The sequence below is a fragment of the Tsukamurella sp. M9C genome (assembly GCF_020169415.1).
Lineage (GTDB): Bacteria > Actinomycetota > Actinomycetes > Mycobacteriales > Mycobacteriaceae > Tsukamurella.
Genome location: NZ_JAIULG010000036.1, coordinates 1 through 26,331 on the forward strand (window position 1 = coordinate 1; position 26,331 = coordinate 26,331).

The following is a 26,331-nucleotide window of genomic DNA, read 5'->3' on the forward strand; positions in this document are numbered from 1 at the left end:
CTCCCCCGACCGGCCGCCTCGGCAGCGGCCTCGCCCACGATTCCGCGCCCGAGCAGCGACCGGGCGCCTCGATCCCGACCACGAGCTGCTGCCCCGCACGTCCACGCGCCGCGCCCTCGTCGACTCCCGCCCCATCGGCGCGTGGATCCTCACCGGCCCCGCGCTCGTCGTCGCCCTGTGGGCCGCGGGCTCCGCGACCGGGATCATCCCGGACACCGTCCTGTCCGCGCCGTGGACGGTCGCGAACACCGCCTGGAACCTCGCGCTCGACGGCTCGCTGTGGTCCAACATCTGGGCCTCCGCGCAGCGCGCGATCATCGGCGGCGTCCTCGGCGTGACCCTGGCGGTCGTGCTCGCACTCCTCTCGGGCCTCACCCGCCCCGGCGAGGCTCTCATCGACGGAACCGTCACCATCTACCGCGCGATTCCCGCGCTCGCGCTGCTGCCCCTGTTCATCGTCTGGTTCGGCATCGGCGAGGAGATGAAGATCGTCCTCATCACCCTCGCGGTCGCCACGCCGGTGTACCTCAACACCCACGCGGGCCTGCGCGGCATCGACCGCAAGTACGTGGAGCTGGCGGAGACCGTCGGCCTCAGTCGCGCGAAGTTCGTGCGGTACATCGCGATCCCCGGTGCCCTGCCCGGCTTCTTCACGGGCCTGCGGCTCGGGGCGACGGTGGCCTGGCTCGCCCTGGTCGTCGTCGAGCAGGTCGGCGCCTCCGACGGCATCGGCTACCTCATGTACAAGGCCCGGCTCTACGGCCTGACCGACGTCATCGTCGTGGGCCTCGCCGTCTACGCGCTCCTCGGCTTCAGCACCGACCTCCTCGTCCGCTTCTCCGCACGAAAGGCCCTGTCATGGCAGAGCACCCTGGCCCACTGAGCACGCCGACCGCCACGCCGGAGAGCGACGGTCCGGTGATCGAGGCGCGGAACCTGGTGCGCGGCTTCGACGGCCGCGCGGTCCTCCGCGGCATCGACCTGACCATCCGGCGCGGCGAGTTCGTCGCGCTGCTCGGCCGGTCCGGCTCCGGCAAGTCGACGCTGCTGCGCGCCATCGCCGGACTGGACGACGGCGTCCCCGGATCCGGTGTGCTCGACGTCGATCCGCGGCGCGCCGTGGTCTTCCAGGACTCCCGGCTGCTCCCGTGGTCGCGCGTGCTCGACAACGTCATCCTCGGCCTCGGCGGCGCCGATGCCAAGGACGTGGGCCGCGAACTGCTGCGCGAGGTGGAGCTGGACGGGCGCGAGAAGGCTTGGCCGCGCGAGCTCTCCGGCGGACAGCAGCAGCGCGTCGCGCTCGCCCGCAGCCTGGTGCGCGAGCCGGCCGTTCTCCTGGCCGACGAGCCCTTCGGCGCGCTCGACGCCCTGACCAAGCTCAAGATGCATGACCTGCTGCGGCGCCTCGTCGCGCGGCACCGGCCGGGCGTCCTGCTCATCACGCACGACGTCGACGAGGCCATCGCGCTCGCCGACCGGATCCTCGTGCTGGACCACGGGATCCTCTCCGTGGACGTCACCCTCGCCGACGGTGCCGGGCGCCGGCCGGGCGAATCCGGGTTCGCGGAGCTGCGCGGCTCGCTGCTCGACGCCCTGGGCGTGGAGCAGGATTCGGCGGTGGCCGCCACCGCATGACGATCCCCGATCACGCCCGCGGGTACGACGGCTTCACGGGGCGTATCGGCCGCTCCGAGGCCGAATCGGAGCCGGCCTGGCCGGCGGAGGTGCGGGCCAGGCCCGGTGCGCCGAACATCATCGTCGTCCTCGTCGACGACATGGGCTTCTCGGACATCGGGCCCTACGGCTCGGAGATCCCCACCCCGCACCTGGACGCGCTCGCCGCCCGCGGCATCGTCTCGACCAACCACCACACCACCCCGGTGTGCTCGCCCGCCCGTGCGGCGCTGCTCACCGGGCTCAACCCGCACCGCGCTGGCTACGGCTCGGTCGCCAACTCCGATCCGGGCTTCCCCAACCTGCGCCTGAGCCTCGCCGACGACGTGCTCACCCTGCCGGAGATCCTCCGCGAATCCGGCTACGCCACCCACGCGGTCGGCAAGTGGCACCTGGCGAAGGACTCGCGGCTCGGCCCGGACGCCGACCGCTCGTCGTGGCCGCTGCAGCGCGGCTTCGACCACTACTACGGCTCCCTGGAGGGCCTGAACTCCTTCTTCCACCCGAACCAGCTGGTGCGGGACAACACCGTCGACCCCGTGACCGAGTACCCGGAGGACTTCTACGTCACCGACGCGCTCACCGACACGGCGGTCTCGTGGATCAAGGACCTGCGGGCGCACGACGCGGAGAAGCCCTTCTTCCTCTATTTCGCGCACATCGCGATGCACGGTCCGCTGCAGGTGCGCGGCGAGGATCTGCCGCGCGGCGACCTCGACTACGCCCGCGGCTGGGACGCGGTGCGCGCGCAGCGGTTCGCTCGGCAGCAGGAGCTCGGCCTGTTCGGCGCGGACGTCCGGCCGGCGCAGCGCAACAGCGAGCCCGGCTACGATGTGCCGCCGTGGGACGAGCTCGATCCCGAGCGGCAGCGGCGGTTCGCCCGGTACATGCAGGTGTACGCGGCGATGGTGCGCACCGTCGACGACAGCCTGGGCCGGCTGTTGGAGACGGTCGAGCAGCTGGGCGAGCTGGACGACACGATCGTCGTCTTCACCTCCGACAACGGTGGCACCGCCGAGGGCGGCCCGGAGGGCACCCGCAGCTACTTCGCCGAGTTCGTGAAGTTCGCCGACGGCATCGGGCCCGACGGCTGGGAGGGCGACGTCGACCATCCGGAGGAGCTCATCGGCACCGCGCGGCTCGGCGTGCACTACCCGCGCGGCTGGGGGCAGGTGTCCAACACGCCCTTCCGGTTCTACAAGGGCCAGACCTTCGCCGGCGGCGTGCGCGTGCCCCTCGTCCTGTCCTGGCCCGGGGGCCTGCCGGAGGCGCGCGGCGTGCGTGAGCAGTTCTCCTTCGTCACCGACGTGGCGCCCACGCTGCTGGACCTGGCGGGCGTGCCGACGCCCGCCGCGCGGCACGGGCTCCCCGCGCAGGAGCGCGACGGCCTCTCGCAGCGCGCCGCCTGGTCCGACGCGGCCGCCCCATCGGCCCGCAGGCGCCAGTACTCGGAGTTCCGCGGACACCGCGGCTACTACCGGGACGGCTGGAAGTTGCTGAGCCTGCACGGCCGGGGCGACGACCCGCTCGCGCCGCGCTGGCAGCTCTTCGACAACCGGGCGGACCCCGCCGAGACCACCGACCTCGCCGCGCAGCACCCCGACCTCGTCGCCGAACTGGCCGCCGAGTGGGAGCACGAGGCCTGGCGGAACACGGTGTTCCCCATCGTGATCGACGGGTCCACCCGCAATCCCGCGGAGCGGCGCCTCTCCGATCCCGTGCGCCTGCTGCCCGGCACGCCCGTGCTCGAGCGGTACCGCTCGGCGAAACTCGTGCAGTACCGGGACTTCCGCGTCGACATCGACGTCGAGTTCGCCGACGGCGCCGAGGGCGTCCTCGTCGCGCACGGCGACGCGCTGGGCGGCTATCTCGTGTACGTCGAGGACGAAGCGGTCGTCGTCGGCTACAACGCCTACGGCCGGTACGCCGAGGCCCGCTCGGGCCCCGTCGAGCCGGGACGCCGCACCGTCACGCTCACCGCCACGGTGCGCCCGAACCTGCGCTGGGACCTCGCGCTCGCGGTCGACGGCGCCGAGGCAACCGTGCTCCCGGACCGCGTCCAGCTCATCGGCATGGCGCCGTGGACCGGGATCTCCGTCGGCCTCGACGCCCGCGGGCCGGTCGCGTGGGAGCTGCGCGAGCGCCGCGGCACCTTCCCGTACTCCGGTGCGCTGCACGCGGTCACGTACACGCCGGGCCCCGTGGGCGTCCCGTCGGACGACATCGACCGCCTGCAGCAGGAGGCCGAGGAGGAGGCGGACTGAGCGGATTGCGCCCGCGTTGAACGCAACCCTGGCCCCGTCGGCCCGGATCGGGTGAGCTGGGTCTACCACGCACGCAACGCACCCCGGAGGCAGCCATGACCGCAACGCTCGAGCCCACCACCACCGCGCCCGAGATCACCGTGACCAAGCTGGGCGAGCACATCGGGGCGATCGTGCACGGGGTCCGGGTCGGCGGTGACATCGACGACGCGACCGCGGAGACGATCCTCGACCTGCTCGCCGAGCACGAGGTCATCTTCTTCCGCGGCCAGGACCACCTCGACGACGCCGGCCAGCACGCCTTCGCCGCGCGCCTCGGCGTGCCGACGACCCCGCACCCGACGGTCCGCTCGAACTCGGACCTGCTGCCCATCGAGGGCGCGGCGAACAGCTGGCACACCGACGTCTCCTTCGTCGACCGCGTGCCGAAGGCGTCGATCCTGCGGCCCGTCGAGCTGCCGCCGCACGGCGGGAACACGACGTGGGCGTCCACCACGCGCGCCTACGACCGGCTGCCGGAGCCGCTCAAGGCGCTCGCCGAGAACCTGCGCGCGCTGCACACCAACGACTACGACTACGCCGGCCACAACGCCACCTACCAGCGCGCCGAGTACCACAAGGAGTTCATCCGCAACATCTTCGAGGCCGAGCACCCCGTGGTGCGCGTGCACCCGGAGACGGGCCGCCGCTCGCTCCTGCTGGGCCACTTCGTGAAGTCCTTCGCGGGCCTGAGCACGCAGGACTCGGCGCCGATCCTCGCGCTGCTCCAGCGGCGGATCGAGAACCCGGACAACACCGTCCGCTGGGCGTGGCAGCCGGGCGACGTGGCGATCTGGGACAACCGCTCGACGCAGCACTTCGGCATCAACGACTACGGCGACCACAAGCGCCTGCTGCGCCGCGTGACGCTCGCGGGCGACCTGCCCGTCGGCGTCGACGGCCGGGAGGGCGTGGCGCTCAAGGGCGATGCCTCGGACTACGCGCCCGTGACCCCCGCGCGCTCGCGGGGCTGATCCAGCCAGCTCAGGATCCGCTCGTAGACGGCGTCCGAGCGGAGCAGGGTGAAGTGATGGGCTCCGCCGAGGTGCATCCCCGCCTCGGCGGTGAACCCGATGCGGCGGGCCTTTCCCCGGCCCGCCGCACTCGGCGCGAGCACGAGGCCGTCGCCCAGGAGGCGCCCCACCGGGTGCCGCGCGTCGCGGGTGAAGGTGGCGGCGACGAAGTAGTGCTCCGCGCCCTCCAGGAGCGGGATCTCCGCCGCGGCGGCGGCGCCGAGCGCGTCGGCCTCGCGGCCCCGCCAGTCCTCGTCGACGATCGAGCCCCCACGCAGGTCGCGGATCCCCGCGCTGCGGCGGCGCAGTAGCCGTCCGAAGGGCGCCGTCTCCGGGATCGCGGTCAGGGCCGCGCTGCCGTAGTGCGCGGCCTGCTCCAGCGGGGCACCCAGGTGCGGCGTCCCCAGGCTGACGGTGGCCGATACCGCTGCGGGCCACGCCATCACCTCCTCGTCGGCGAGGTGCGCCGCGCTGCGGGCGACGAGGCCGCCCATGGAGTGGCCGATGAGCACGAGATCCGTGACGGGGACCGGCCAGGCCGCGACGAGCCGCTCCATCAGCTCCGCCAGATCGCGCCCGTTGTCGCTGATGTGTCGCCCGCTGTTGTAGCGCACGTACACCGGGGTGGCGCCGAGGTCGACCGCCAGCCGCACGCCGTAGTCGTCGGCCTCCAGGCCGCCCACGCCCCACGCGTGCTCGGTCTCGGTGAGCCCGTGCAGGAGCACCACCACGCGGCCCGTCGCGCCGTCGAAGACCTCCGCCGGATCCAGCCGGCCGGGCGGGACGGGCCCCTCCCCCAGGTGGACGACGGCGCCGTCGATGCGGACCGTGACGGGGTCCGCGGCCAGCGGCGAGGCCCGGGTCTCGAGGTCGTCGCCGATGAGCCCGAGCACGGCGCCGATCAGCGTCGCCCCGCGCATCGTCTCCGACGGTGGCCGGTCCCCCGGCCAATCCGCGCCGACGGCCGCGACCCGCCCGACGGTCCGCGCGACGGTGCTGATGGTCGCGTAGACGCCGTCGGTGATGCCGTCGTGCAGGGCGCGCACCGGCGCGACCGCAGGGCCGACGCCCAGGCGGACGTAGCGGAAGACCCGGTCCGAGATCGCCCGGTGCACGCCGTGCACGCCGTCAGCGGCGCCCGCTATCTCGCTGCAGCCCAGCTCAGCGAGAGCACGCACCTCGGCGCGACGGCGATCTTCGACAACACTCACGAAGATCGAGTGTACGAGTGTGCACTCGAACTGTCCAGCAGCGACGTCAGGCGCGGTACTCCCAGCCGGCGGCGACCCACGCGGCGGACGGCATGCAGTTGCGGCCGTCGAGCAGCACGGGGTTGCGCACGACCGCGCCGACCACGGCCGGGTCCAGCTCGCGGAACTGGGTCCACTCGGTGAGCACCAGCACCACGTCGGCGCCCTCGCAGGCCTCGAGTGCGGTGGTGGCGTAGTCCAGCGTCGGGAAGACGCGGCGCGAGTTGTCCATGGCCTCGGGGTCGTACACCGAGACGGCCGCGCCCTGCAGCTGGATCTGGCCCGCGATGTTGAGCGCCGGCGAGTCGCGCACGTCGTCGGAGTCCGGCTTGAAGGCGGCGCCGAGCACGGCGACCTTCGCGCCGAGCAGCGAGCCGCCGCAGGCCTCCCGCGCCAGGTCCACCATGCGGGTGCGGCGGCTCATGTTGATCGCGTCGACCTCGCGGAGCAGGCCGTGCATGTGGCCGGCGCCGAGCTCGCCCGATCGGGCCATGAAGGCGCGGATGTCCTTCGGCAGGCAGCCGCCGCCGAAACCGATTCCGGCGCCGAGGAACTTGCGGCCGATGCGGGAGTCGACGCCGATCGCGTCGGCCAGGGCCACCACGTCGGCGCCCGCCGCCTCGCAGACCTCGGCGACGGCGTTGATGAACGAGATCTTGGTCGCCAGGAAGGCGTTCGCGGAGATCTTCACCAGCTCCGCAGTGGCGGTGTCGGTGACGAAGAACGGGGTGTCGCGGGCGAGGATCTCCGCGTAGACCTCGCGGGCGACCTCCTCGGCGCGGCCGCCGGGCTCGACGCCGAGCACCAGGCGATCGGGCTCGAGCGTGTCCTTGACGGCGTGGCCCTCGCGCAGGAACTCGGGGTTCCAGGCGAATTCGACGCTCACGCCGGCCGGCACCAGCTCGGCCGCGCGGGCCCGGAGCAGGTCGGTGGTGCCGACGGGGACCGTCGACTTGCCGAGGATCACCGCGTCGCGGCGCAGGTGCGGCACGAGCGAATCGATCACGGAGTTCACGTAGGTCATGTCGGCCGCGAACTCGCCCTTGCGCTGCGGCGTGCCCACGGCGATGAAGTGCACGTCGCCGAACGCGCCGGCCTCCTCGTAGGAGTCCGTGAAGCGCAGCCGGCCGGCCTCGATGTTCCGCTTGAGCACCGCGGGGAGCCCCGGCTCGTGGAAGGGCACCTTGCCCTCCGAGAGCGCGGCGATCTTGCTGAGGTTGACGTCGACACCGAGCACCTCGTGGCCCAGCTCCGCCATGCACGCCGCGTGCGTGGCTCCCAGGTACCCCGTACCCAGCACTGTGATCTTCATGCGCCGAAAGTAGGTCGGCACCAGGGCGACACGGAAGGGCCGCGCGCCGGAGTTGGGCAAGGGTTACGCGGAGATTCACGAGCGCGCCCGCCGCGATCCCCCGTGTTCGCCTCGGAGTGGCCGCGGGTTCGCCTCGGCGTTACTGGGGCGGAGCGGCGGGATCGTCCGCCCCGGGCGCAGCGGGACGGGGCGCGGGCGCGCTCGGTCGGGGCGCCTGTGCCGCCGCGCTCGCCGGGCCGGACGGGGCCGAGGGCGCACCGTCGTACGCGGACGAGCCGCGGCGGGGCTCCCGGCCCTCGCGGCCCTTGAGGATGCGCTTGGGCAGCCGGTTGACCAGGTCGCTCATCGGGTTCACCGCCGCGGTCATCAGCGCGACGGCCTCGTTGAGCTCGGCGACGACGTCGGGAAGCTGGGAGACGGCGTCCAGCGTGCCGCCGGGGGCGATGGCGCGCTCGATGGCGCCCTCCTGGCCGAGGAGCTGGTCGACGATGCCCCCGTCGGCGATCGCGCGGTCGATGACCCCGTTCGGCTCGGTGAGCTTGTCGATGAGGCCGTCCTGGCCGGTGAGCTTGTCGAGCACGCCGTCCTTGGCGGCCAGCTTGTCCAGCACGCCGCCCTTCTCGGTGAGCTTGTCGAGGACGCCGTCCTTGGACATGAGCTTCTCGAGCACGCCGTCGGGCGCGGTGAGCTTGTCGATGACGCCGCCCTCGGAGGTGAGGCGCTCGAGGACGCCCTCGGACTCCGTGATCTGGTCGACGACGCCGCCGGGGCGGGTGAGCCGGTCGAGCGGTCCGCCCTCCTGCGTCAGGCGGGTGACGGGGCTGTCCTCCTTGGTCGCCTGGTCGAGGAGGCCACCGGGGGCGGTGAGCTTCTCGAGCATGCCGCCGGGCTCGGTGAGCCGGTCGACGACGCCGCCGGACTTGAGCACGCGGTCGAGGGGCCCGCCGCGCGAGAGGATGATGCCGACGGGGCGGTCGGGTTCGAGCAGCGAGGCGAGGCGCTGCAGCAGCTGCATCGGCGTGGCGGAGGACATCCCCGCCTCGACGTGCAGCGCGTTGCTCACCTCCGTGTCGACGTTCTGCACGGCGAATCGGGTGACGGCGACGCCGCCCTCGATCGCCGACATCGCGGCGTCGGCGGTCGAGAAGGCGACGCGCAGCGGTGTGGTGACGATGCCCTTGAGGTCCATAGCCGCCCATCGTAGGGGTGCGATGAGAGGATCTGCGCCGAATCCACTCATTGTGGGCCACCTATGCGGGCCGGCGGACCGCCTCCACCGTCGCCGTCCAGCCCTCGGCGCCGTGCCCCTCCGCGATCGCCCGCTGCGCCACCTCGCCGACCGCCCGCAGCACGGAGACGTCCAGGCCGTGATGCGCGGCGGCGTGCCGCACGTGCTCGACGCCGGCGGCGTCCATGACCAGGTTGTCCTCGTCGCCCGGGTACTCGCCGGCGTCGACGTCCGCCGCCATGGCGGGGATGATCGAGGCCAGCAGTCCGCCGTTGCCGAGCAGGTGGGGCGCGAGGTCGGCGGCCGCGATCCCCTCGGCGCGGGCCAGCGCGAAGGCGTGCACGATCCCCGCCATGCTCGTCCAGAAGTAGTCGAGCACGGCGACGTCGTACGCGGCCGCGAGGGCGTGGTCCTCGCCGAGGTACGTGGTGGCGCCGCCGAGTGCCCGCAGGGTGCGCTCGTGCCGCTCGTACGCGGACCGCGGGCCCGCGTACAGGACCAGCGCGTCGTCGGCGCCCACCATCGGCACGTTGACGACGATGGTGCCGTCCAGGTAGTCGAGTCCCTCCTCCTTCGCCCACGCGGCGGCCTCCCGGGCGCGCTGCGGGACATCGGAACTCAGGTCCGCCAGCACCCGGCCCCGCAGGTCCGCGGCGAGCGGGCCGAGCACGGCCCGGGAGGCCGTCTGGTCGAGCAGGCACACCACGACGAGATCGGACGCGCGGACGGCCTCGGCCGCGGTGGCCGCCTCCCGCGCGCCGCGGGCGACGAGACGGTCCGCCCTCCCCCGGGTCCGGTTCCACACGGTGACGCGGTGCCCGGCGTCGACGAAGGCCGCTGCGATCGCGTGCCCCATGGCGCCGAGGCCGAGCACGGTGAGGTCGGCGGTCATGCGATCCACTCCTGCTGCTCGCCGCCGCGCGGGAAGCGCAGGCTCTCGTAGATCCGGGCGAAGCCCTCCCGCCCCCGGCCCGCGTCGACCTGACGCCGGATCAGGCCCTGCGCGGCCGCGATCGTCGACGAGTCGACCCCCGCTTCGTCGCTGGTCCGGACGATGTCGCCGAGGTCGGAGAAGTACAGGTCCTGCTGCCCGGCGACGGTGTAGTCCCCTTCGTCGATGATCGCCGCATCGGTCGCGAAGTGGTGGACGAGCGATTCGAGGAACGGGATCACCCGCTCGGCGAACGCCGAGGCCGGCATCCCCTGCGAGCCCACCATCGCCGCGCCGTGGAACATGCCGACGAACATCTGGTACATCGCGGAGAGCATCGCCAGGTCGATCAGCGACGCCGCCCCGACGTCGGGCCCGTCGTACACGCCCTCGGCCCACGCGGCCAGCGCATCCCGGTTGCTCTCGAACAGCTCCGACGGTCCGCTGTAGAGGATCCGAGCGCCCGGCGCGCCGATCTGGAAGGGCGTCGCCATGATCGCGCCGTTGAGGAAGCGGATCCCGTGCTCCGTGGCCCACCGCCCCAGCTCGCGCGCCTCGTCGGGCGTCGTGGTGGTGAGGTCGATGAGGGTGCGGCCGCGGAGCGATTCCGCGAAGGGGTCGAGGGTCTCCCGGACCGAGGCGTACCGGAGCAGGCAGGTGACGATCACCTCGCTCCGGCCCACCGCCTCGTCGATGGTGCCGGCGCGGTGCGCGCCGCGCTCGACGAGGCCGTCGCCGCGCCCGGGGCTGCGGTTCCAGACGGTGACGGGGTCGCCGCGGTCCAGGAGTGCGGCGGCGAGGGCGGTGCCCATGGCCCCCAGTCCGAGGATCGACAGGGTCTGCGGCTCATGTGCTCTTGCGTTCTGCGGTGTCATGCCTCGATCATCGAGAGGAACAATCGGTTCCGTAAGTACCCACTAATTACTGGGGTACTTACCTTCTGGTGAGTGAGGTGGTCATGGCGAGATCGACACGATCGGGCCCGTACATCTGCGGCATCGACGCCGCACTGGACGTGGTGAGCGGGAAGTGGAAGGGCCTCATCCTGTGGGAGCTGCAGGCCCACGGCGTGCGGCGGTTCGCGGAGCTGCGCCGAGGACTGCCGGGCGTGAGCGAGAAGATGCTCACCCAGCACCTGCGGGAGATGGAGGAGGACGGCCTCGTAATGCGCGAGGTGTACGCGCAGGTGCCGCCGAAGGTCGAGTACTCGCTGACCGCGTCCGGCCTGGCGCTGAACGCGGCGCTCGCGCCGCTCGGCGCCTGGGGGCGCGATCGCCTGCAGCGGGAGCGGATCGACACGGTGCCGCTCGCGCCCGGCCGAGAAGCGTCGGAGAAAGTTGACACGTCGGGAATCTCCGACATATCCTCGACGGCGTGACCACGGAGACGGAGAGCACCGATCGCGTCTTCCTCGCGCTCGCCAATCCCGTTCGCCGCGAACTCCTCCGGATCCTCGCCGAGGGGCCGCTCGCCGCGGGCGAGCTCAGCGAGCGGTTCACGCTGAGCCGCCCGGCCGTGGCGGAGCACCTCAAGGTGCTCCGCGACGCGGGGCTCGTCGCCGACTCCCCCGACGGCCGGCGCCGGATCTACCGGCTGACGGCCGAGCCGCTGGCGGACCTCGGCGAGTGGTTGCATCCGTTCGAGAAGTTCTGGCGCGCACGCCTGTCCGCGCTCGCCGACGTCGCAGAGGAGTTGTGAGATGGCCGTCATCACGCTGGATCAGTTCGTCGCCGCCGCGCCGGCTGCCGTGTGGCGCGCCCTCACCGAACCGGAGCTGGTGCGGCGATGGTGGGCCGAGGGCGACATCGGGCCCGAGGTCGGCCACGAGTTCACCCTGGACATGCCGGGTTTCGGCGCGCAGCCGTGCCGCGTCCTGGAGTCGGTCGCGCCCGAGCGCTTCGTCTACACCTTCACCCCCGCGTGGACCCTCGCGTGGACGCTGCGCCCGGAGGGGCGGGGCACCCGCGTCCTCCTGGAGCACAGCGGATTCGACCTGGACGACAAGCGGATGGCCGCCGCCTTCGACCGCATGGGTCCGGGCTGGCGCGACGTGGTGCTGCCGCGCCTCGCGGAGACCGCCGCCGCGCTCTGACGCCGGCACGTCTGCCATGATCGGCTGGTGACCGAGCGCACCGTTCTCGCCGACCCCGTCAACTCCGCCCTCTCCGGCCCGCACGCGCGGTTCCGGCAGGCCTCGGGACGGATCCAGCGGTACCACCCGGACGTCTCGGTGTTCTACGGCCACCCGCGCGAGCTCACCGACGAGGACTACGCGGACATCGCGCGCCTGACCGGCGCGGACCGGATCGCCCTCCTGCGCGACCGCTCGGCACCGCTCCCGGCGAGATGGACCGTGGTCGAGACGATCGGCCTGGTGCAGTACGACGGCAGCGCCGTCGAGACCGCGCCGGAGCCGGAGGCCGCGCGCCTCACCGCCGCCGACGTCCCGGAGATGACCGCGCTCGTCGAACGGACCAAGCCCGGCCCGTTCCTGCCGCGCACCATCGAGCTGGGCACGTACCTCGGCATCCGGGACGCCGACGGGGCCCTCATCGCCATGGCCGGCGAGCGGATGCACCCGCAGGGCTGGACCGAGATCAGCGCGGTGTGCACGGCGCCCGAGGCCCGGGGGCGGGGCCTGGCCTCCCGGCTGATCCGCGCCGTCGCCCACGGCATCCGCGAGCGCGGCGACGTCCCCTTCCTGCACACCTCGGACGACAACCCGGCGCAGAAGCTCTACGACGCCATGGGCTTCCTCCACACCAGCACGGTCCCCCTCGAGGTGATCCGCGTCCCCGCGGTTTAGGTACTAGGCCGCCGGGACGCCCGTGGCGCCGGACGAGCGCTCCGAGCCCAGCCGAACCGCGGCCGCACACGCGCCGATCAGCAGCACCACGAGCAGCGCGCCGATGCCGAAGGTCTCCCAGTCGAACGGGCCGGCGGCAGCACCGTCGGCCTGCTTGCGCGCGGAACCGGACAGGAAGGGCACGATCACCAGCACACCGACGCCGGCCACGGCCTCGGCCGCGACCACCCTCGGGAAGTGATGCAGGGCCAGCCGCACGACGGTGTCCTCGTCACCGGCGAGGCGCGCCCGCCGGATCGCCGGAATGAGGACGCGCACGTTGTAGACGCCCGCCGCCACCATGCCCACAACCAGGACCAGCTTGATCAGCAGGTACCGGCCGTACGGCGTGGTGACGAACTGCGTGAACGAGCCCACGTGCACCCACGTCAGCCACAGACCGCTCACGCCGACCGCGATGACGGCGCCCATCGCCCACGCGCTGAACCGGACCCACATGCGCTCGAAGGCGCCGGCACCGTCGACCCCGGAGCGCCGCGCCCGCAGGCCGGCGGCCGCGAGCACGAACAGCCCGCCGAGCCAGACGACGCAGGCCAGGATGTGCGCGAGCTTGAGGACGCGATTGGCCGCCGCGTCCATGCCCACCACCGCCGTGGTGAGGCTGGGCGCCGACGCGGCGAGCATCACGACGGCGAATCCCGCGGTCGCCACGACGGCCATCGAGCGGCCGTGCAGCCGCCGCAGGGCCAGCAGCAGCACGACCGCGAGCGCGAACAGGGCGAGCTGCACCGTGGCCATCGCGGCGCCCGAGATCCACGCGCCCTTCTCCTTCGGCAGGTCGAGGTACGCGCCGAATCGGGCCGGCGAGAGCGACTCGGCGAACGAGAGCCCCAGCTTGCTCCGCGCGATGCGCCCCGCGTACTGCGCGTAGGCGGCGACCACGATGAAGACCGCGACGTACGGCACCAGGCCGCGGAGGGCACGCTCGGCCGCGCCGCCCCGGGCAGTGGCCGGCAGCAGGAAGGCGAGTGCCAGGAACAGCCCGCCGGACAGCGACAGTGCGCCGAAGTAGCCCATCTGCGTGAGGATGCGCCACAGCGGAGGAGCGGCCGGTGCGGCCGCGGCGAGATGCAAGGTAAGGCTCGTCATAGTCGAGTGAGACTAGCCTTACTTATCCGGTGTGACCAATCGGACAAAACCCCTCTTTACCTGGGGTTTTATTAGTTTGGACAAGCTGTCCGGTTCTTGCACGCGCGCATCCTCGGCCGAGAATTGATAGGATGATTCGGCCGCGATGACACCGCGGCGACAGCTCCGTGTATCTACCTGGCACGGCCTCCGGGCACCCAAGGCGGCACGTCGACAACGATGGCGGCCGCGGCGCCGCGGAAAGGCCCGACGACGGTGACCGCCACCATGTCCCACGAGACGTCCCCCCAGGAGACCCCTTCCCCCGCACCGACATTGATGTCGGTCGCCGGGCGCAGCTACTTCCCGGTGGCCTTCGTCGCGCGGCTCCCCTTCGCCATGATGGTGGTCGGCGTCCTCACCCTGGTGGTCGCCGGCCGGGACTCGCTCGCCTTCGGCGGCCTGAGTTCCGCGATGGTGGGCATCGGCTCCGCCGCAGTCGGTCCGCTCGTCGGCGCGGCGGCGGACCGGTTCGGCCAGCGCCGGACGGTGCTCGCCGCGGGGATCGCGAACAGCCTTGCGCTGCTCCTCATGACGTGGGTCGTCTTCAGCCCGCTGCCCGGCTGGGCGGTGCTCGCCTCGGCCGCGCTGGTGGGCGCGAGCGCCCCGCAGGTCGGGCCGATGTCGCGCAGCCGCCTGGTCACCATGATCACCACGAAGCTCCCCGAGGGACGCCGGGTGCGCACGCTGCTCTCGGTGATGGCCTACGAATCCGCGGCCGACGAGGTGATCTTCGTCTTCGGCCCGGTCATCGTCGGCCTACTCGCGACCACGATGTCGCCCGCCGCCCCGATGATCGGCGCGGCCGTGCTCACGGTGCTCTTCGTCTCGGCCTTCGCCCTGCACCCCAGTGGCCGGGCGCCCGAGCAGCACGGCGACGGCGCCGTCATGCAGGCGCCGGCCCGCGAGCTCGCGAATCCCCTGCTGTTCACCGTGATCGCCGGCGTCTTCGGCATGGGCCTGTTCTTCGGCTCCACCCTCACCGGCCTCACGGCCTTCATGCGCGACGCCGGCAACGCGGAGTCCGCCGGGCTCTTCTACGGCGTCATGGGCGTCGGCTCCGCCGCGCTCGCCCTCGGCTCCGCGCTCCTCCCCGAGCGGTTCAGCATCGCCGCGCGGTGGGTGAGCTTCTCCACGGTGCTCGTCTTCGGCGCCGCCCTGATCGCCGCCGCGCCCTCGCTCCCGCTGCTGGTGGCGGGACTGGCCATCGCGGGCATCGGTGTGGGCCCGACCCTGGTGACCGAGTTCAGCCTGGGCGCCGAGCGCAGCCCGCTGGGCCGCTCCGCCACCGTCATGACCATCCTCGGCAGCAGCCTGATCCTGGGCCAGTCGCTGGCGTCGGCGGTGAACGGCGCGCTCGCGGAGAACGTCGGCACCGCGGCGGCGCAGTGCGCGCCGCTGGTCGCCGCCCTCGTCGTGCTGGGTGCGGGCGTCGCGAACGCCGTTCTCTCGCGGCGTCAGTCGGCCGACGCCGCCGCGGGCAGCGCGGGTGCGGCGGGCGACCAGCCCGGTCCCTTCGCCACGTAGCCCCATCGCTCGCGCCACGAGCGCGTACCCCGCACGTCCGCGACGATCGCGGTGTATTCGTGCGTCGCGACCTTGAGCGGGTTGTGCGTCTCGATGTTCTTCGTCAGCCCGAAGCGCACCCGCTCCCCCTCCGGCTCGAAGGTGCCGAACAGGCGGTCCCAGACGATGAGGATGCCGCCGTAGTTGCGGTCGAGGTACGCCGCGTTCGAGCCGTGGTGCACGCGGTGGTGCGACGGGGTGTTCATCACGAATTCGATCGGTCGCCACAGCTTCCCGACCCGCTCGGTGTGGATGAAGAACTGGTAGAGCAGGCTCACCGACTGTTGCAGCAGGATCATCCACGGCGGGATGCCGATGAGCGCCAGCGGGATCCAGTAGGGCAGCGCGGTGAACGGCGTCCAGGTCTGGCGGAGCGCGGTCGAGAGGTTGTAGAAGCGGCTCGAGTGGTGCACGACGTGGCTCGCCCAGAGCACGCGCACAGTGTGATGGGTGCGGTGGTACCAGTAGTAGGCCAGGTCGTCGGCGACGAAGAGCAGCACCCAGGTCAGCGGGTTCGTCGCCGGGAGGTGCACCGGCGCGATCAGGTACGCGCCGGCCAGCGCCGCCAGTACCACCAGCTTCCAGCCCAGGTTGATCACCACGTTGCCGATCCCCATGGTGAGGCTGGTGCGCGCGTCGCGCAGGTCGTAGCCGAGCACGTCGTCGTCCGGCCGGAACCGGAAGGACAGGTACTCCAGCGCGAGGCAGAGTACGAACACCGGGATGGCGGCGCGGATGAGGTCGAACACGGTGGCATCGGTGCTTTCTAGGAGGTCGCCGAGGCGGCGTCGAGGGCGGCGACGACGCCGGCCAGGAGGTCGGAGGTCGTCCGGTGGGCCGCATCGCCGTCACCGTCGGCGATGTGCCGGGCGAGGTCGAGGTGCGCCTGCCGGTCCAACAGCTCACCGTCGAGCCCGAGGGCGCCGAAGGTCTGCTCCCCCACGCCCCGCATGCCGGCGAGGAGGGTGTTGAGCGCGAGCCGATAGGCGAGGTTCCCGGAGCCGTCGATCACGGCCGTCCAGAAGGCGGCGTCGGCGGCGTATCCGCCGTCCGGATAGCCCTGCGCGAGCGCGACGATCGCAGCCTTCTGCTCCGCGGTAGCGCGCTCGGCGCACAGCCGCGCGGCGTCGGCGGCGATGGTGCGGCGCATCTCGGTGACGTCGCGCAGCACCCGCAGCGGTGGTACGACGCCCGCGGCGGCGACGGCGCTGAGCACGTCGAGGCCGGCGCTCTCCCGCCAGTCGAGCACACGGGTCTTGCCGCCCTGCGCGATGTGCACCAACCCCGCCTGCCGCACGCCCTTGAGGGCCTCGCGGATCGCGTGGCGGTTCACGCCGAAGCGCTCGGCGAGCTCGCGCTCCGCGGGCAGCGGGTCGCCCGGGGCGAGGCGCCCGGACAGGATCTCGTCGACGATGCGCGCGAGCACCTCGTCCGAGACCGCCGTCCTGGCGATGGGGGTGACGTCCATGGCGAGCAGCATGGCACGGCTCCAGGTTCTGGTCAACTGGTTGGACCAGTTGTGTGAGGTGCACACTGAGGACATGACCACGACCAGTGCCGGGCTCCTGCTGTTCCGCCGCACCGACGACGCTGTCGAAGTGCTGCTCGGCCACATGGGCGGCCCGTTCTGGAGCCGCAAGGACGCGCACGCCTGGTCGATCCCCAAGGGGCTGTACACCGACGAGGAGCCCCTGGCCGCCGCGGAGCGCGAGTTCGCCGAGGAGATGGGCTCCCCCGCGCCAACGGGCCCGACGGTGCCGCTGGGCTCCGTCCGGCAGTCCGGCGGCAAGACGGTGACGGTCTTCGCCCGCGAGGGCGACTTCGACGCGGAGACCATCCGCTCCAACGAGTTCGAGCTGGAGTGGCCCCGCGGCTCCGGCCGGATGCAGAGCTTCCCCGAGATCGACCGCGCCGGCTGGTTCAGCCCCGGGGAGGCCGCGGAGAAGCTGGTGAAGGCGCAGTCGGCGTTCCTCGATCGGCTGCGGGAGCACCTGTCCGGAGAGTGAGCGCCCAGGCGCCGACGGCGCAGGTGAGCGAGGCTCCGGCGGCGGCCAGCGCGATGTGGTTCCACCCGGCGACGGCGCCGGTGCCCGCCGCGAGGACACCGGCGATCGTGATTCCGAGCGCGGAGCCGACGTAGCGGGCGGTGTTGTTGACGCCGCTACCCATCGCGGCGTCGGCCGCGGGGACGCTCGCGATCGCCTCGCGCGCCAGTCCGGTGTTGAGCAGACCGGAGGCGATGCCCGCGACCAGGAGACCCGGGACGAGGCGGAGCGGGGAGGCACCGTCGGACAGCCCCGCGGTCAGGAGCAGGCCCAACCCCACGCCGGCGAGCCCGCCGACGAGGTGGACCCGACCGGAGAGGATCCCGGCGAGGCGCGAGAAGCCCAGCGCCGCCACGGCGCTCGTCCCCGCCCACAACGCGAGCAGCGCACCCGCCTGTAGCGTGCTCAGGCCGAGCCCGCGGACCACGAAGGTGCCGGCGACCGACATCGCGGAGATGACGCCGATGCCGGTGCCGAAGGCGGCGAGGGTCGCGGCGAGGAACCGGGGCCGCCGGAACAGGCCCGGGTCGACGAGGCGCGCGCGACCGTAGCGCTGGCTCGCGATGAGTGCGGCGGCGAGGACAACGGACACCACCCCGAGCGCAGCCGCCGGGGCGCCCGCCCCGGCGCGCGACTCGACGAGGGCCGCGACCGCGGCGGTGAGGGCGCCCGTGAGCAGTGCGAATCCGAGGACGTCGAGCGGGCGGTCCGGGTTGTGTGCCGGCCGCGCGGGAATCCGGCGAGCGGAGCCCCACAGCGCCGCGCCGCCCGCCGCGAGCAGGAGGTAGAACAGGCGCCAGGCGCCCGCGAGGTCGAGGAGGCCGGTGAGGATCGGCCCGAGGGCGATCCCCGCACCCATCGACGAGCTCCACCACACCGCGGTGCGGGCGCGGTGGCCGTCGTGTTCGCTCACCGCGGCGACGAGGCCCAGCCCGGTGGCGATCATCCCCGCCGCCCCGACTCCCGCGACGATCCGGGCGGCCACGAACAGCGGCGCCGAGGCCACCGCCGCGCACGCGAGGCTCGCCGCGACGAAGACGGCGGCGCCGGCGAGGAAGACCCGTCGGTGGCCGATGCGGTCGGCGACGACACCCGCGGTGACCAGGGCCGCCGCGAGCCCGACGCTCATCGACGCGAGGATCCACGTGGCCGCCGCCGGGCCTGCGCGCAGCGCGCCGTTGAGCGTGACGGCGTTGCCCAGCGGTCCCGCGTACGCGAGCATCGCCAGCAGCGTGCTCGCGGCCACGGTCGCGAGGACCCGCTCGTACCCGGACTCAAGTCTGGTCATGAGACTCATCATGGCCCATGACGAGTCCATTCACAAGACTCTTTCGACTATGCTGAAGGCATGGCTCTGGGGACCGGATACGAGGCGCAGCCCTGCTACTTGGCGCGCGCGCTCGAGGTGGTCGGCGAACGATGGACCCTGCTGATCCTGCGCGACCTCTTCTACGGCGTGCGGCACTTCAGCGACCTGCTCGAGCACCTCGACGTCTCCCGCGGCGTGCTCACCGAGCGGCTCGACACCCTGGTCGCCGCCGGAGTCGCGACCCGCCGCAAGGTCGGGCGGACCGTCGAATACGAGCTCACGCCCGCCGGGGAGGACCTGTGGCCCACCGTTTTCAGCCTGGTGCAGTGGGGCGAGCGGCACCTCGACGGCGACTTCCCCGCGCGGATCTTCGCGCACGCCACCTGCGGGACGGACCTGGCGGAGTCCGGCCTGTGCCCACGGTGCGGCATCGTCCCGACGGTGCGGGACATCGACACCCGTCCTGGCGAGGGGCCGAACCCGCGCCGGCGCGACGACCCGGTCGCCGTGGCGCTGCGCACCCGGCACCGGATGCTGACGCCGGTCCCCTGACGGCCGTCAGTTGCGGTAGTTCTCCACGGTGTTCGCCGACCGGGTCGCCGCGTCGTCCGGGTTCTCGCCGAACTCGCGCCGCGCGCGTCGCTGCCGGAGCAGATCCCACGCCTGGTCCAGCTGGGTCTCGAGCACCTGGAGCCGGGCATGCTCCTCGCTCTCGCTGATCTCGCCCGCGCCGAGCTTCTCCCGGAGCGTGTGCTCCTCCGCGATGAGGGCGTCGATCCGGGTGTGCACTGCGTCGTCGGTCATGATTCGATCCTGCCACCGATCGGCGGGGCGCGTGGGGACACAATCGAGGTGTCCCCGCCGAACCGTCGGCGCGATCGCGTCCGATCGCGGACAACCACTCCGAGCACAGGAGGCACCGTGGCCAAGGGCTACTGGGTCAGCAACTACCGCGCGATTCTCGATACCGACAAGCTCGAGGCCTACAACGTGCTGGCGGCCCGCGCCGTCGCCGCCGGCGGCGGGAGGTTGCTCTCCCGCGACGGCCGCGTCGCGGCCTACGAGGCCGGCATCGCCGAGCGCACCATCGTGATCGAGTTCGAGAGCTTCGAGCAGGCGATCGCCGCCCGCGAGAGCGCCGCCTACCAGGAGGCGCTGGCAGCGCTCGGGGACGGCGTGGAGCGCGACTTCCGCATCGTCGAGGGCCTCGACTGACCCCGCCATCACCGCGAGAACAAGAAATCCCCTCCGACCTGCGTCGGAGGGGATTTCTTCGGTGGAGCTAAGGGGACTCGAACCCCTGACCCCCACACTGCCAGTGTGGTGCGCTACCAGCTGCGCCATAGCCCCGTATTGCGTTGTTCACCTGCGGTTTCCCGCCCGGAGAACATTACAGGAGGCAGCTCTCGTGCACCAAATCGGCTGGTCAGTGCCGGTTTTACTTGAGGAGCGGGGTCAGCCAGTCGCCCTGCACGGTGATCTTCTCGCCGTTGTGCACGACGGTCGGCGTGCCGGTGCTGCCGATGTCCTGCATCAGCTGGCTGCCGGCGCCGGCGTTCTGCGCCGACTCGACGGTGTACTTGCCCTCGCTGATGGCGGTGACGACGTCGGCGGGCAGCTCCACGCCCTTGGCCTTCGAGCCCGCGGCGAGCATCGTGGCGATCTCGGCGTTGGTCTTGTCGCCCTTGCCCTCCTCGGGCTGGTTGGCGTACATCGCGGTGTGCGCGCCCAGCCACGCCTTCTGCTTCTGGTCGTCGGGCAGCGAGGACTTCGCGATGGCCAGGAGGCCGCCGGCGGCGCGGTCGGAGTAGTCGCCCGACGGGCTCTGGCGGTTCAGGAACGACAGCATGAAGAACTTGACCTGCAGCTTGCCGTCCTCGATCGCCTTGGTGACCTGCTCGCCGTACTGGCGCTCCATGTTGCCGCAGGCGGGGCAGTACGGGTCCTCGAAGAAGGTCAGCTTCGTCGGGGCGTCGGCCTTGCCGAGGACGAAGGCCGGGGTGGCCTTGTCGATGGCGGCCTGCGCCTTGTCGACGGGCGTGCCCTCCTTCTTGCTCAGCAGCAGGACGCCACCGATGACCACCACGATCACCACGAGCACGGCGATGCCGCCGAGCACGTAGGTCATGGTGTTGGACTGCTTCGCGGGAACGTACTTCGCGTTCTTACCCTTGCTCACGCCGACCACAATAGCGGCAGTCGGCGAGTGCGCAGGTCAGGCGGGGTCAGGCGCCCAATACACCGTCCACGAGAGCCTTCGCCTCGGCCTGCACCTGCGCGAGGTGCTCCGGCCCCCGGAAGGATTCGGCGTAGATCTTGTACACGTCCTCCGTGCCCGACGGCCGCGCCGCGAACCACGCGCTCTCGGTGGTCACCTTGAGACCGCCGATGGGCGCGCCGTTGCCCGGGGCGCGGGTGAGCTTGGCGGTGATCGACTCCCCCGCGAGCTCGTCCGCGGTGACCTGCTCGGGCGAGAGCTTCGCCAGGACGGCCTTCTGCTCGCGACCGGCTGGCGCGTCGGTGCGGGCGTAGGCGGGCACGCCGTACTGCTCCCCCAGCACCGCGAAGTGCTGCGACGGGCTCTTGCCGGTGACGGCGAGGATCTCGGAGGCCAGTAGCGCCAGGATGATGCCGTCCTTGTCCGTGGTCCACACGGAGCCGTCGTGCCGCAGGAAGGAGGCGCCGGCGGACTCCTCGCCGCCGAAGCCGACGCTCCCGTCGAGCAGGCCGGGCACGAACCACTTGAAGCCGACGGGGACCTCGAGGAGCTTGCGGCGCTGCTCGGCCACCACCCGATCGATCATGGACGAGCTGACCAGCGTCTTGCCGACCGCGGCGTCGTCGCGCCAGCCGCCCCGCGAGGCGAAGAGGTAGTCGATGGCGACGGCGAGGTAGTGGTTCGGGTTCATCAGCCCACCGTCGGGGGTGACGATGCCGTGCCGGTCGGAGTCCGCGTCGTTGCCGGTCGCGATGTCGTACTGGTCCTTGTTCGCGATGAGCGAGGCCATCGCGTTCGGCGAGCTGCAGTCCATGCGGATCTTGCCGTCGGTGTCCAGCGTCATGAAGGCGAACTGCGGGTCCACCGTCGGGTTGACCACCGTGAGATCGAGGTTGTAGCGGTCCCCGATCGCGCCCCAGTAGCCGACGGCGGCGCCGCCGAGCGGGTCCGCGCCGATCCGGATCCCGGCGTCGCGGATCTTGTCGAGGTGCAGCACGGAAGGCAGGTCGCCGACGTAGGAGTCGAGGAAGTCGAAGCGCTGGACCGCGTCCGAGGCGAGGGCCTGCGCGAGCGGGATCCGGCGCACGTCGCGCAGGCCGCCCTCGAGGATCTCGTTGGCGCGGGCCGCGATCGCCGAGGTCGCGTCGGTATCGGCGGGGCCGCCCGTGGGCGGGTTGTACTTGAAGCCGCCGTCGGCGGGCGGGTTGTGCGACGGGGTGACGACGATGCCGTCGGCCTCGATGCCGCCGCCGTGCCGGCGATTGAAGGTGAGGATCGCGTGGCTCAGGGCCGGCGTCGGCGTGTACCGGTCGTCGTGGTCGATGAGGGTGTCCACGCCGTTCGCGGCGAGCACCTCGACCGCCGTCTCCCACGCGGGCCCGGACAGCAAGTGCGTGTCCTTCGCGAGGTACAGCGGCCCGCGCACGCCCTCCGCCGCGCGGTATTCGACGATGGCCTGCGTGGTGGCCGCGATGTGGTTCTCGTTGAAGCTGCCGCTGCGCGACGTGCCGCGGTGCCCCGACGTGCCGAAGGCCACGCGCTGATCCGGATCGCCGGGGTCCGGCACGACCGAATAGTACGCAGCACGAACAGCTTCGACGTCGATCAAGTCCTCGGGAAGAGCCGGTTGACCGGCACGCGCATGAGCCATCTTCAGTCCACCTCGTCAGTGCGGGAACGCGGCCGCGGATCGCACGGCCGCTGTCGTCCAACGTATCGCCGAGTCGGGTTCCGCGCGCGGTAATCCGGCGCACCAGCAGGGGCCGGGGTGGTGGGACGGCGACGCGGCGTCGCGACGGCGGACCGTCGCGACGCCGCGATCGTCAGACGATCGCCCAGACGACGAGCACCATCGCGAAGCCGACCACCGACAGGATGGTCTCGAGGACCGACCAGGTCATGAGGGTCTGCTTGACCGTCATGTTGAAGTACTTCGCGACGATCCAGAAGCCGCCGTCGTTGACGTGGCTGAGGATGATCGAGCCGGCGGAGATCGCGATGACGATGAGCGCGATCTGCGCCTGCGAGAAGTTGCCCGCTGCCACGGACTCGCCGATGATGCCGGCGGTCGCGGTGATCGCCACCGTCGCCGAGCCCTGGGCGATGCGGAGCGCGCAGCTGACCAGGTACGCGGTCACGATGAGCGGCAGGCCCAGGTCCGACATCGAGTCGGTGAGCGCGGTGCCGACGCCCGTGGCGCGCAGTACCGCACCGAACAGCGCGCCCGCGCCGACCACGAGCAGGATCATGCCGATCGGCTTGAGCGCCGCACCCGTCATCTCGGCGAGTTGACCGGCGTTGATGCCGCGGCGGATGCCGAGCAGGTAGAAGGCCATCACCACGGCGATGGTCAGGGCGATCGCGGGCGTGCCGAGGAAGACCAGGATCGAGAAGGGCTTCGTGCCCGGCGTCAGCCACACGGACCCGAACGTGCCGCCCAGGATCAGCAGCATGGGCACCGCGATGATGAAGGCGATCAGCGCGAGCGGAGGCTTGTCCTTGCTCGCGTGCTCCTCCTCCGGCACGAACTCCTCCGGCACCTCCACGATGACGCGCTTGCCGATCCACGTGCCCCACACGATGCCCGAGGCGAACCACGCCGGGATGCCGCAGACGAGGCCCATGATGATGATCCAGCCGAGCGAGGTGTGCAGCAGGCCCGCGGCGGCAACGGGGCCGGGGTGCGGGGGCAGGAAGGCGTGCGTCATCGACAGGCCCGCGAGCATGGGCATCGCGTACATGACCAGCGACTTGCCGCCGCGCTTGGCGCAGACGTAGACCAGCGGCGCCAGGATGAAGATGCCGATGTCGAAGAACACCGGGATGCCCAGGATGAGGCCCGTGACGCCCATCGCGAGCGGCGCGCCCTTGGGCCCGAACAGCTTCAGGAGCCAGCTGGTGAGCACGTCGGCGCCGCCGGAGCGTTCCAGGATGGCGCCGAGCACCGTGCCGAGGCCGATGATCGGGGCGATGTGCCCGAGGATGCCGCCGAAGCCGGTCTCCAGGATCGATTGCGCCGCGCCCTTCTGCGGCGACCCGACGAGCTTCTCGACGGAGACGCCCGCGACCAGCGCGAGGCCCACCGAGACGATGATCAGGGCGATGAAGGGTTCGAGCTTGACCTTGATGATGAGGAGGAGCAGGACCGCGATCGACACCGCGGCGAGGGTCAGCAGACCCCCGGTGTCGTGCTGCAGCCAGTCGATGGCCGAGGACATGAGTGGTACTCCCGTTCTGGAAGGGGATCAGAGCGCGGCGACGAAACGCGCGGCGCGGATGGTGATGTCGGCCCAGTCGCCGGCGGCGACGGTGTCGGGGGGCACGACGGACGTGCCGGCGCAGACGGCGACCGCGCCGGCACCCAGGAACTCGCGGGCATTGGCCTCACTGACCCCGCCGGACGGCAGGAGCGGCAGGCCGGGGAACGGACCGTGCAGGTCCTTGAGGTAACCCGGCCCGAACGCGCGGGCGGGGAAGATCTTCACGGCCACCGAGCCGAGCGCGGCCGCGCGGGCCACCTCCGTGGGAGTGAGCGCGCCCAGGAAGACGGGCACGCCGAGGTCGCGAGCGGCCTGCGCCACCTCCTCGTTGACGTCGGGCGTGACGAGGAAGCGGGCGCCGGCGTTCACGGCGTCGCGGGCCTGGGCGGAGGAGCGCACGGTGCCCACGCCGAGGTTGGTGCCCTCGACGCCGGCGGCCCGCTCGAGGTGGCCGAGCACCCCGGGCGTGGTGAACGTCAGCTCCACGGTGCGGATCCCGCCCTCGGCGAGCGCGCGGCACAGGGCCGCCGCGTCGGGGAGTTCGGGGGCGCGCACCACGGTGAGCGCCCGGTCGGCGGCGAGCGCGTCGAGCAGGCCGGAATGGTCGGTCACGGTCACAGGACCCCTTCTTCGGTCAATCGCAGCGCGCCGCCCGCGAGCGCGCCGGTGAGGTTGCCGTCGTCGAGCGCGGGTACCCCGCGGACGAGGACGTGCGTGAATCCCGCTGCGGGCGTGCGCGGGGCGTCGTAGGTGGCGCGGTCGATGACCGCGTCGGGGTCGAAGAGCGCCAGGTCGGCGGCGTAGCCCTCGCGGACGAGGCCCCGTCGGACCAGCTTCAGGCGCCGGGCCGCGCGGCCCGTGAGGTGGCCCACGCACTCCTCGAGGCTCATCAGGCCCAGGTCGCGGCTGTAGTGGCCGAGGTAGCGGGCGAAGGTGCCCCAGGCTCGCGGGTGCGGCTTGCCGCCGACGAGCAGGCCGTCGCTGCCGCCCGTGTGCGTGGGGTGGCCCATGATGGCGCGCACGTTCTCCTCGTGCCCGACGTGCTGCAGGATGCCGGTGGCGAGGCGGTCGTCGAGGAGGATCCCGATGCACACGTCGAACGGGTCGCGGCGCTCGTCGGCGGCGATCTGCTCGATGGTGCGGCCCACGTAGCCCGCCAGGTCGTCGCTGCCGACGCCGCTGATCTCGATGGTGTTCCATTCGGCGATCACGCCGTGGCAGCCGTCGGATCCGGTGTGCTCCAGGTGTTCCCGGATGCGGGCGAGGTCCCGCGGGTCGCGCAGGCGCGCGAGCGTGGCGTCGGCGCCGCCGGCCGCGGCCCAGCTCGGGAGGATCGCGGCGAGCGTCGTGGCGCCCGGCAGGTAGGGGTAGGTGTCGAGGGAGACGTCCGCGCCCGCCGCGACCGCCTCGTCGAGCAGCGCCAGGAGCTCCGGCGCGCGACCCTTGTTGGGCCCGAAGTTGAGGGTGGCGTGCGCGAGGTGCAGCGGGCAGCCGGTGCGCCGCGACAGGTCGATCATCTCGGCGTAGGCCTCCATCGCGCCCGCGCCGTAGCTGCGGTGGTGCGGCGAGAAGTAGCCGCCGAGCTCGCCCGTGGTGCGCATGAGCGCGGCCAGCTCGGCGTCGTCGGCGTACATGGCCGGGGTGTAGGTGAGGCCGGTGGACAGGCCGACAGCGCCCTCCCGCAGGCCCTGCGCCAGGATCTCCTGCATCCGGGCCACCTCGGCCGGGGACGCGACACCGTCGCCGAAGCCGACCGTGAGGGCCCGGAGCAGGCCGTGCGGCACGAGGTACGCGAGGTTGGTGGCGGTGCCGGCGGCGTCGAGCCGGTCCAGGTACTCGCCGACGGTGCGCCACGAGAAGTCGAAGTCCTCGGGATCGGTGTTCCACCCGGCGATCTGGCGCCGCACGACGGCGAGCGTCTCGTCGGACACGGGGGCGTAGCTCAGCCCGTCCTGGCCGATCACCTCGCACGTGACGCCCTGCGTGATCCGCGAGGGGTGCTCGGGATTGAGGAGGACCTGCAGGTCGGAGTGCGCGTGCATGTCGATGAAGCCCGGGCTCAGGACGAGACCGTCGGCGTCGATGACGCGGTACGCAGGCCCGAGGTCGGTGCCGATCGCGGTGATGACACCGTCGGTGATCGCGACGTCCGCCGTGTAGCGCGGCGCCTCGGTGCCGTCGACGACGGCGGCGGCGCGGATCAGTGTGTCGTGCATGATGACTCCGCT

General features: G+C 72.2%; 27 protein-coding genes and 1 tRNA gene. 12 read left to right on the forward strand and 16 right to left on the reverse strand.

What is annotated here, in order from left to right; all coding sequences use genetic code 11:
• Positions 1–88 precede the first annotated feature (88 nt).
• From LB823_RS16360 to LB823_RS16375, 4 genes are all read left to right on the forward strand, one after another.
• A complete protein-coding gene (locus LB823_RS16360; protein WP_224648867.1) occupies positions 89–883 on the forward strand; it encodes an ABC transporter permease in 795 nt (264 codons plus the stop codon).
• Positions 859–1,635 (forward strand): ABC transporter ATP-binding protein, encoded by a 777-nt coding sequence (locus LB823_RS16365; protein WP_224648719.1) that lies wholly within the window; start codon positions 859–861, stop codon positions 1,633–1,635. The genes LB823_RS16360 and LB823_RS16365 overlap by 25 nt, the downstream gene beginning before the upstream one ends.
• The gene (locus tag LB823_RS16370) at positions 1,632–3,938 is read left to right on the forward strand and encodes an arylsulfatase (protein ID WP_224648721.1); all 2,307 of its coding nucleotides are present in this window, start codon (positions 1,632–1,634) and stop codon (positions 3,936–3,938) included. The genes LB823_RS16365 and LB823_RS16370 overlap by 4 nt, the downstream gene beginning before the upstream one ends.
• A gap of 95 nt (positions 3,939–4,033) precedes the next feature.
• Entirely contained in the window at positions 4,034–4,951 is a 918-nt protein-coding gene (locus LB823_RS16375; protein WP_224648733.1) for a TauD/TfdA family dioxygenase, read from the forward strand.
• On the opposite strand, the gene LB823_RS16380 is transcribed toward LB823_RS16375, so the two are convergent.
• The 5 genes from LB823_RS16380 to LB823_RS16400 all read right to left on the reverse strand — a co-directional run bounded on the left by LB823_RS16380 (position 4,915) and on the right by LB823_RS16400 (position 10,586).
• Complete coding sequence (locus LB823_RS16380) at positions 4,915–6,201, reverse strand: triacylglycerol lipase (protein ID WP_224648735.1); 1,287 nt, start codon at positions 6,199–6,201, stop codon at positions 4,915–4,917. The genes LB823_RS16375 and LB823_RS16380 overlap by 37 nt on opposite strands.
• A 46-nt stretch (positions 6,202–6,247) precedes the next feature.
• Positions 6,248–7,552 carry a UDP-glucose/GDP-mannose dehydrogenase family protein gene (locus tag LB823_RS16385; protein ID WP_224648737.1) on the reverse strand — a complete coding sequence of 435 codons (1,305 nt, stop codon included), beginning with the start codon at positions 7,550–7,552 and terminating at the stop codon, positions 6,248–6,250.
• A 139-nt stretch (positions 7,553–7,691) separates the two neighbouring features.
• Positions 7,692–8,741 carry a hypothetical protein gene (locus LB823_RS16390; RefSeq protein ID WP_224648739.1) on the reverse strand — a complete coding sequence of 350 codons (1,050 nt, stop codon included), beginning with the start codon at positions 8,739–8,741 and terminating at the stop codon, positions 7,692–7,694.
• Positions 8,742–8,802: 61 nt separating this feature from the next.
• Positions 8,803–9,672: an NAD(P)-dependent oxidoreductase gene (locus LB823_RS23905; protein WP_304941287.1), complete on the reverse strand. Its 870-nt coding sequence runs from the start codon at positions 9,670–9,672 to the stop codon at positions 8,803–8,805.
• Complete coding sequence (locus tag LB823_RS16400; protein ID WP_224648741.1) at positions 9,669–10,586, reverse strand: NAD(P)-dependent oxidoreductase; 918 nt, start codon at positions 10,584–10,586, stop codon at positions 9,669–9,671. The genes LB823_RS23905 and LB823_RS16400 overlap by 4 nt, the downstream gene beginning before the upstream one ends.
• A gap of 83 nt (positions 10,587–10,669) precedes the next feature.
• Between LB823_RS16400 and LB823_RS16405 the strand changes: the two genes are divergently transcribed.
• The 4 genes from LB823_RS16405 to LB823_RS16420 are packed head-to-tail and all read left to right on the forward strand — an operon-like array spanning position 10,670 to position 12,517.
• Positions 10,670–11,089, forward strand: coding sequence for a helix-turn-helix domain-containing protein (locus LB823_RS16405; RefSeq protein ID WP_224648743.1), 420 nt, complete (start codon positions 10,670–10,672; stop codon positions 11,087–11,089).
• A complete protein-coding gene (locus tag LB823_RS16410) occupies positions 11,086–11,409 on the forward strand; it encodes a helix-turn-helix transcriptional regulator (RefSeq protein WP_224648745.1) in 324 nt (107 codons plus the stop codon). The genes LB823_RS16405 and LB823_RS16410 overlap by 4 nt, the downstream gene beginning before the upstream one ends.
• A 1-nt stretch (position 11,410) precedes the next feature.
• Complete coding sequence (locus LB823_RS16415; protein WP_224648747.1) at positions 11,411–11,803, forward strand: SRPBCC domain-containing protein; 393 nt, start codon at positions 11,411–11,413, stop codon at positions 11,801–11,803.
• Positions 11,804–11,830: 27 nt separating this feature from the next.
• Positions 11,831–12,517 carry a GNAT family N-acetyltransferase gene (locus tag LB823_RS16420; protein WP_224648749.1) on the forward strand — a complete coding sequence of 229 codons (687 nt, stop codon included), beginning with the start codon at positions 11,831–11,833 and terminating at the stop codon, positions 12,515–12,517.
• 3 nt (positions 12,518–12,520) lie between these two features.
• Here the strand turns inward: LB823_RS16420 and LB823_RS16425 are convergent, their stop codons facing one another.
• Positions 12,521–13,666 carry a CopD family protein gene (locus LB823_RS16425; protein WP_224648751.1) on the reverse strand — a complete coding sequence of 382 codons (1,146 nt, stop codon included), beginning with the start codon at positions 13,664–13,666 and terminating at the stop codon, positions 12,521–12,523.
• 267 nt (positions 13,667–13,933) lie between these two features.
• On the opposite strand from LB823_RS16425, the gene LB823_RS16430 reads away from it, so the two are divergent.
• Entirely contained in the window at positions 13,934–15,232 is a 1,299-nt protein-coding gene (locus LB823_RS16430) for an MFS transporter (protein WP_224648753.1), read from the forward strand.
• Here LB823_RS16430 and LB823_RS16435 read toward each other — a convergent pair.
• Entirely contained in the window at positions 15,163–16,020 is an 858-nt protein-coding gene (locus LB823_RS16435) for a sterol desaturase family protein (RefSeq protein WP_224648755.1), read from the reverse strand. The two genes, LB823_RS16430 and LB823_RS16435, sit on opposite strands and share 70 nt — an antisense overlap.
• A 17-nt stretch (positions 16,021–16,037) precedes the next feature.
• A complete protein-coding gene (locus tag LB823_RS16440) occupies positions 16,038–16,739 on the reverse strand; it encodes a FadR/GntR family transcriptional regulator (RefSeq protein WP_224648765.1) in 702 nt (233 codons plus the stop codon).
• 73 nt (positions 16,740–16,812) lie between these two features.
• Here LB823_RS16440 and LB823_RS16445 point away from each other — a divergent pair, with 73 nt between their 5' ends.
• On the forward strand, positions 16,813–17,277 hold the full coding sequence (locus tag LB823_RS16445) for an NUDIX domain-containing protein (protein WP_224648768.1): 465 nt from the start codon (positions 16,813–16,815) through the stop codon (positions 17,275–17,277).
• Here the strand turns inward: LB823_RS16445 and LB823_RS16450 are convergent.
• Positions 17,192–18,604, reverse strand: a complete 1,413-nt coding sequence (locus LB823_RS16450; RefSeq protein WP_224648770.1) for an MFS transporter — start codon at positions 18,602–18,604, stop codon at positions 17,192–17,194. The two genes, LB823_RS16445 and LB823_RS16450, sit on opposite strands and share 86 nt — an antisense overlap.
• Positions 18,605–18,664: 60 nt before the next feature.
• Between LB823_RS16450 and LB823_RS16455 the strand changes: the two genes are divergently transcribed.
• Entirely contained in the window at positions 18,665–19,177 is a 513-nt protein-coding gene (locus tag LB823_RS16455; RefSeq protein ID WP_224648772.1) for a helix-turn-helix domain-containing protein, read from the forward strand.
• Between the two features lie 6 nt (positions 19,178–19,183).
• Here LB823_RS16455 and LB823_RS16460 read toward each other — a convergent pair whose 3' ends face one another.
• On the reverse strand, positions 19,184–19,429 hold the full coding sequence (locus LB823_RS16460) for a DUF2630 family protein (RefSeq protein WP_224648775.1): 246 nt from the start codon (positions 19,427–19,429) through the stop codon (positions 19,184–19,186).
• Positions 19,430–19,546: 117 nt separating this feature from the next.
• Between LB823_RS16460 and LB823_RS24110 the strand changes: the two genes are divergently transcribed.
• A complete protein-coding gene (locus LB823_RS24110) occupies positions 19,547–19,840 on the forward strand; it encodes a DUF1330 domain-containing protein (protein WP_224648777.1) in 294 nt (97 codons plus the stop codon).
• 62 nt (positions 19,841–19,902) lie between these two features.
• Here the strand turns inward: LB823_RS24110 and LB823_RS16470 are convergent.
• The 6 genes from LB823_RS16470 to LB823_RS16495 all read right to left on the reverse strand — a co-directional run bounded on the left by LB823_RS16470 (position 19,903) and on the right by LB823_RS16495 (position 26,319).
• A tRNA-Ala gene (locus LB823_RS16470) sits at positions 19,903–19,975 on the reverse strand.
• Positions 19,976–20,063: 88 nt separating this feature from the next.
• Positions 20,064–20,804 (reverse strand): thioredoxin domain-containing protein, encoded by a 741-nt coding sequence (locus tag LB823_RS16475; protein ID WP_224648791.1) that lies wholly within the window; start codon positions 20,802–20,804, stop codon positions 20,064–20,066.
• A 46-nt stretch (positions 20,805–20,850) separates the two neighbouring features.
• On the reverse strand, positions 20,851–22,494 hold the full coding sequence (gene pgm, locus LB823_RS16480) for a phosphoglucomutase (alpha-D-glucose-1,6-bisphosphate-dependent) (RefSeq protein ID WP_224648804.1): 1,644 nt from the start codon (positions 22,492–22,494) through the stop codon (positions 20,851–20,853).
• Positions 22,495–22,666: 172 nt separating this feature from the next.
• The gene (locus LB823_RS16485; RefSeq protein ID WP_224648807.1) at positions 22,667–24,061 is read right to left on the reverse strand and encodes a GntP family permease; all 1,395 of its coding nucleotides are present in this window, start codon (positions 24,059–24,061) and stop codon (positions 22,667–22,669) included.
• Positions 24,062–24,088: 27 nt separating this feature from the next.
• Positions 24,089–24,715: a bifunctional 4-hydroxy-2-oxoglutarate aldolase/2-dehydro-3-deoxy-phosphogluconate aldolase gene (locus tag LB823_RS16490; RefSeq protein ID WP_374201341.1), complete on the reverse strand. Its 627-nt coding sequence runs from the start codon at positions 24,713–24,715 to the stop codon at positions 24,089–24,091.
• A 2-nt stretch (positions 24,716–24,717) separates the two neighbouring features.
• Positions 24,718–26,319 (reverse strand): amidohydrolase family protein, encoded by a 1,602-nt coding sequence (locus LB823_RS16495; RefSeq protein WP_224648811.1) that lies wholly within the window; start codon positions 26,317–26,319, stop codon positions 24,718–24,720.
• Between the last annotated feature and the right edge of the window lie 12 nt (positions 26,320–26,331).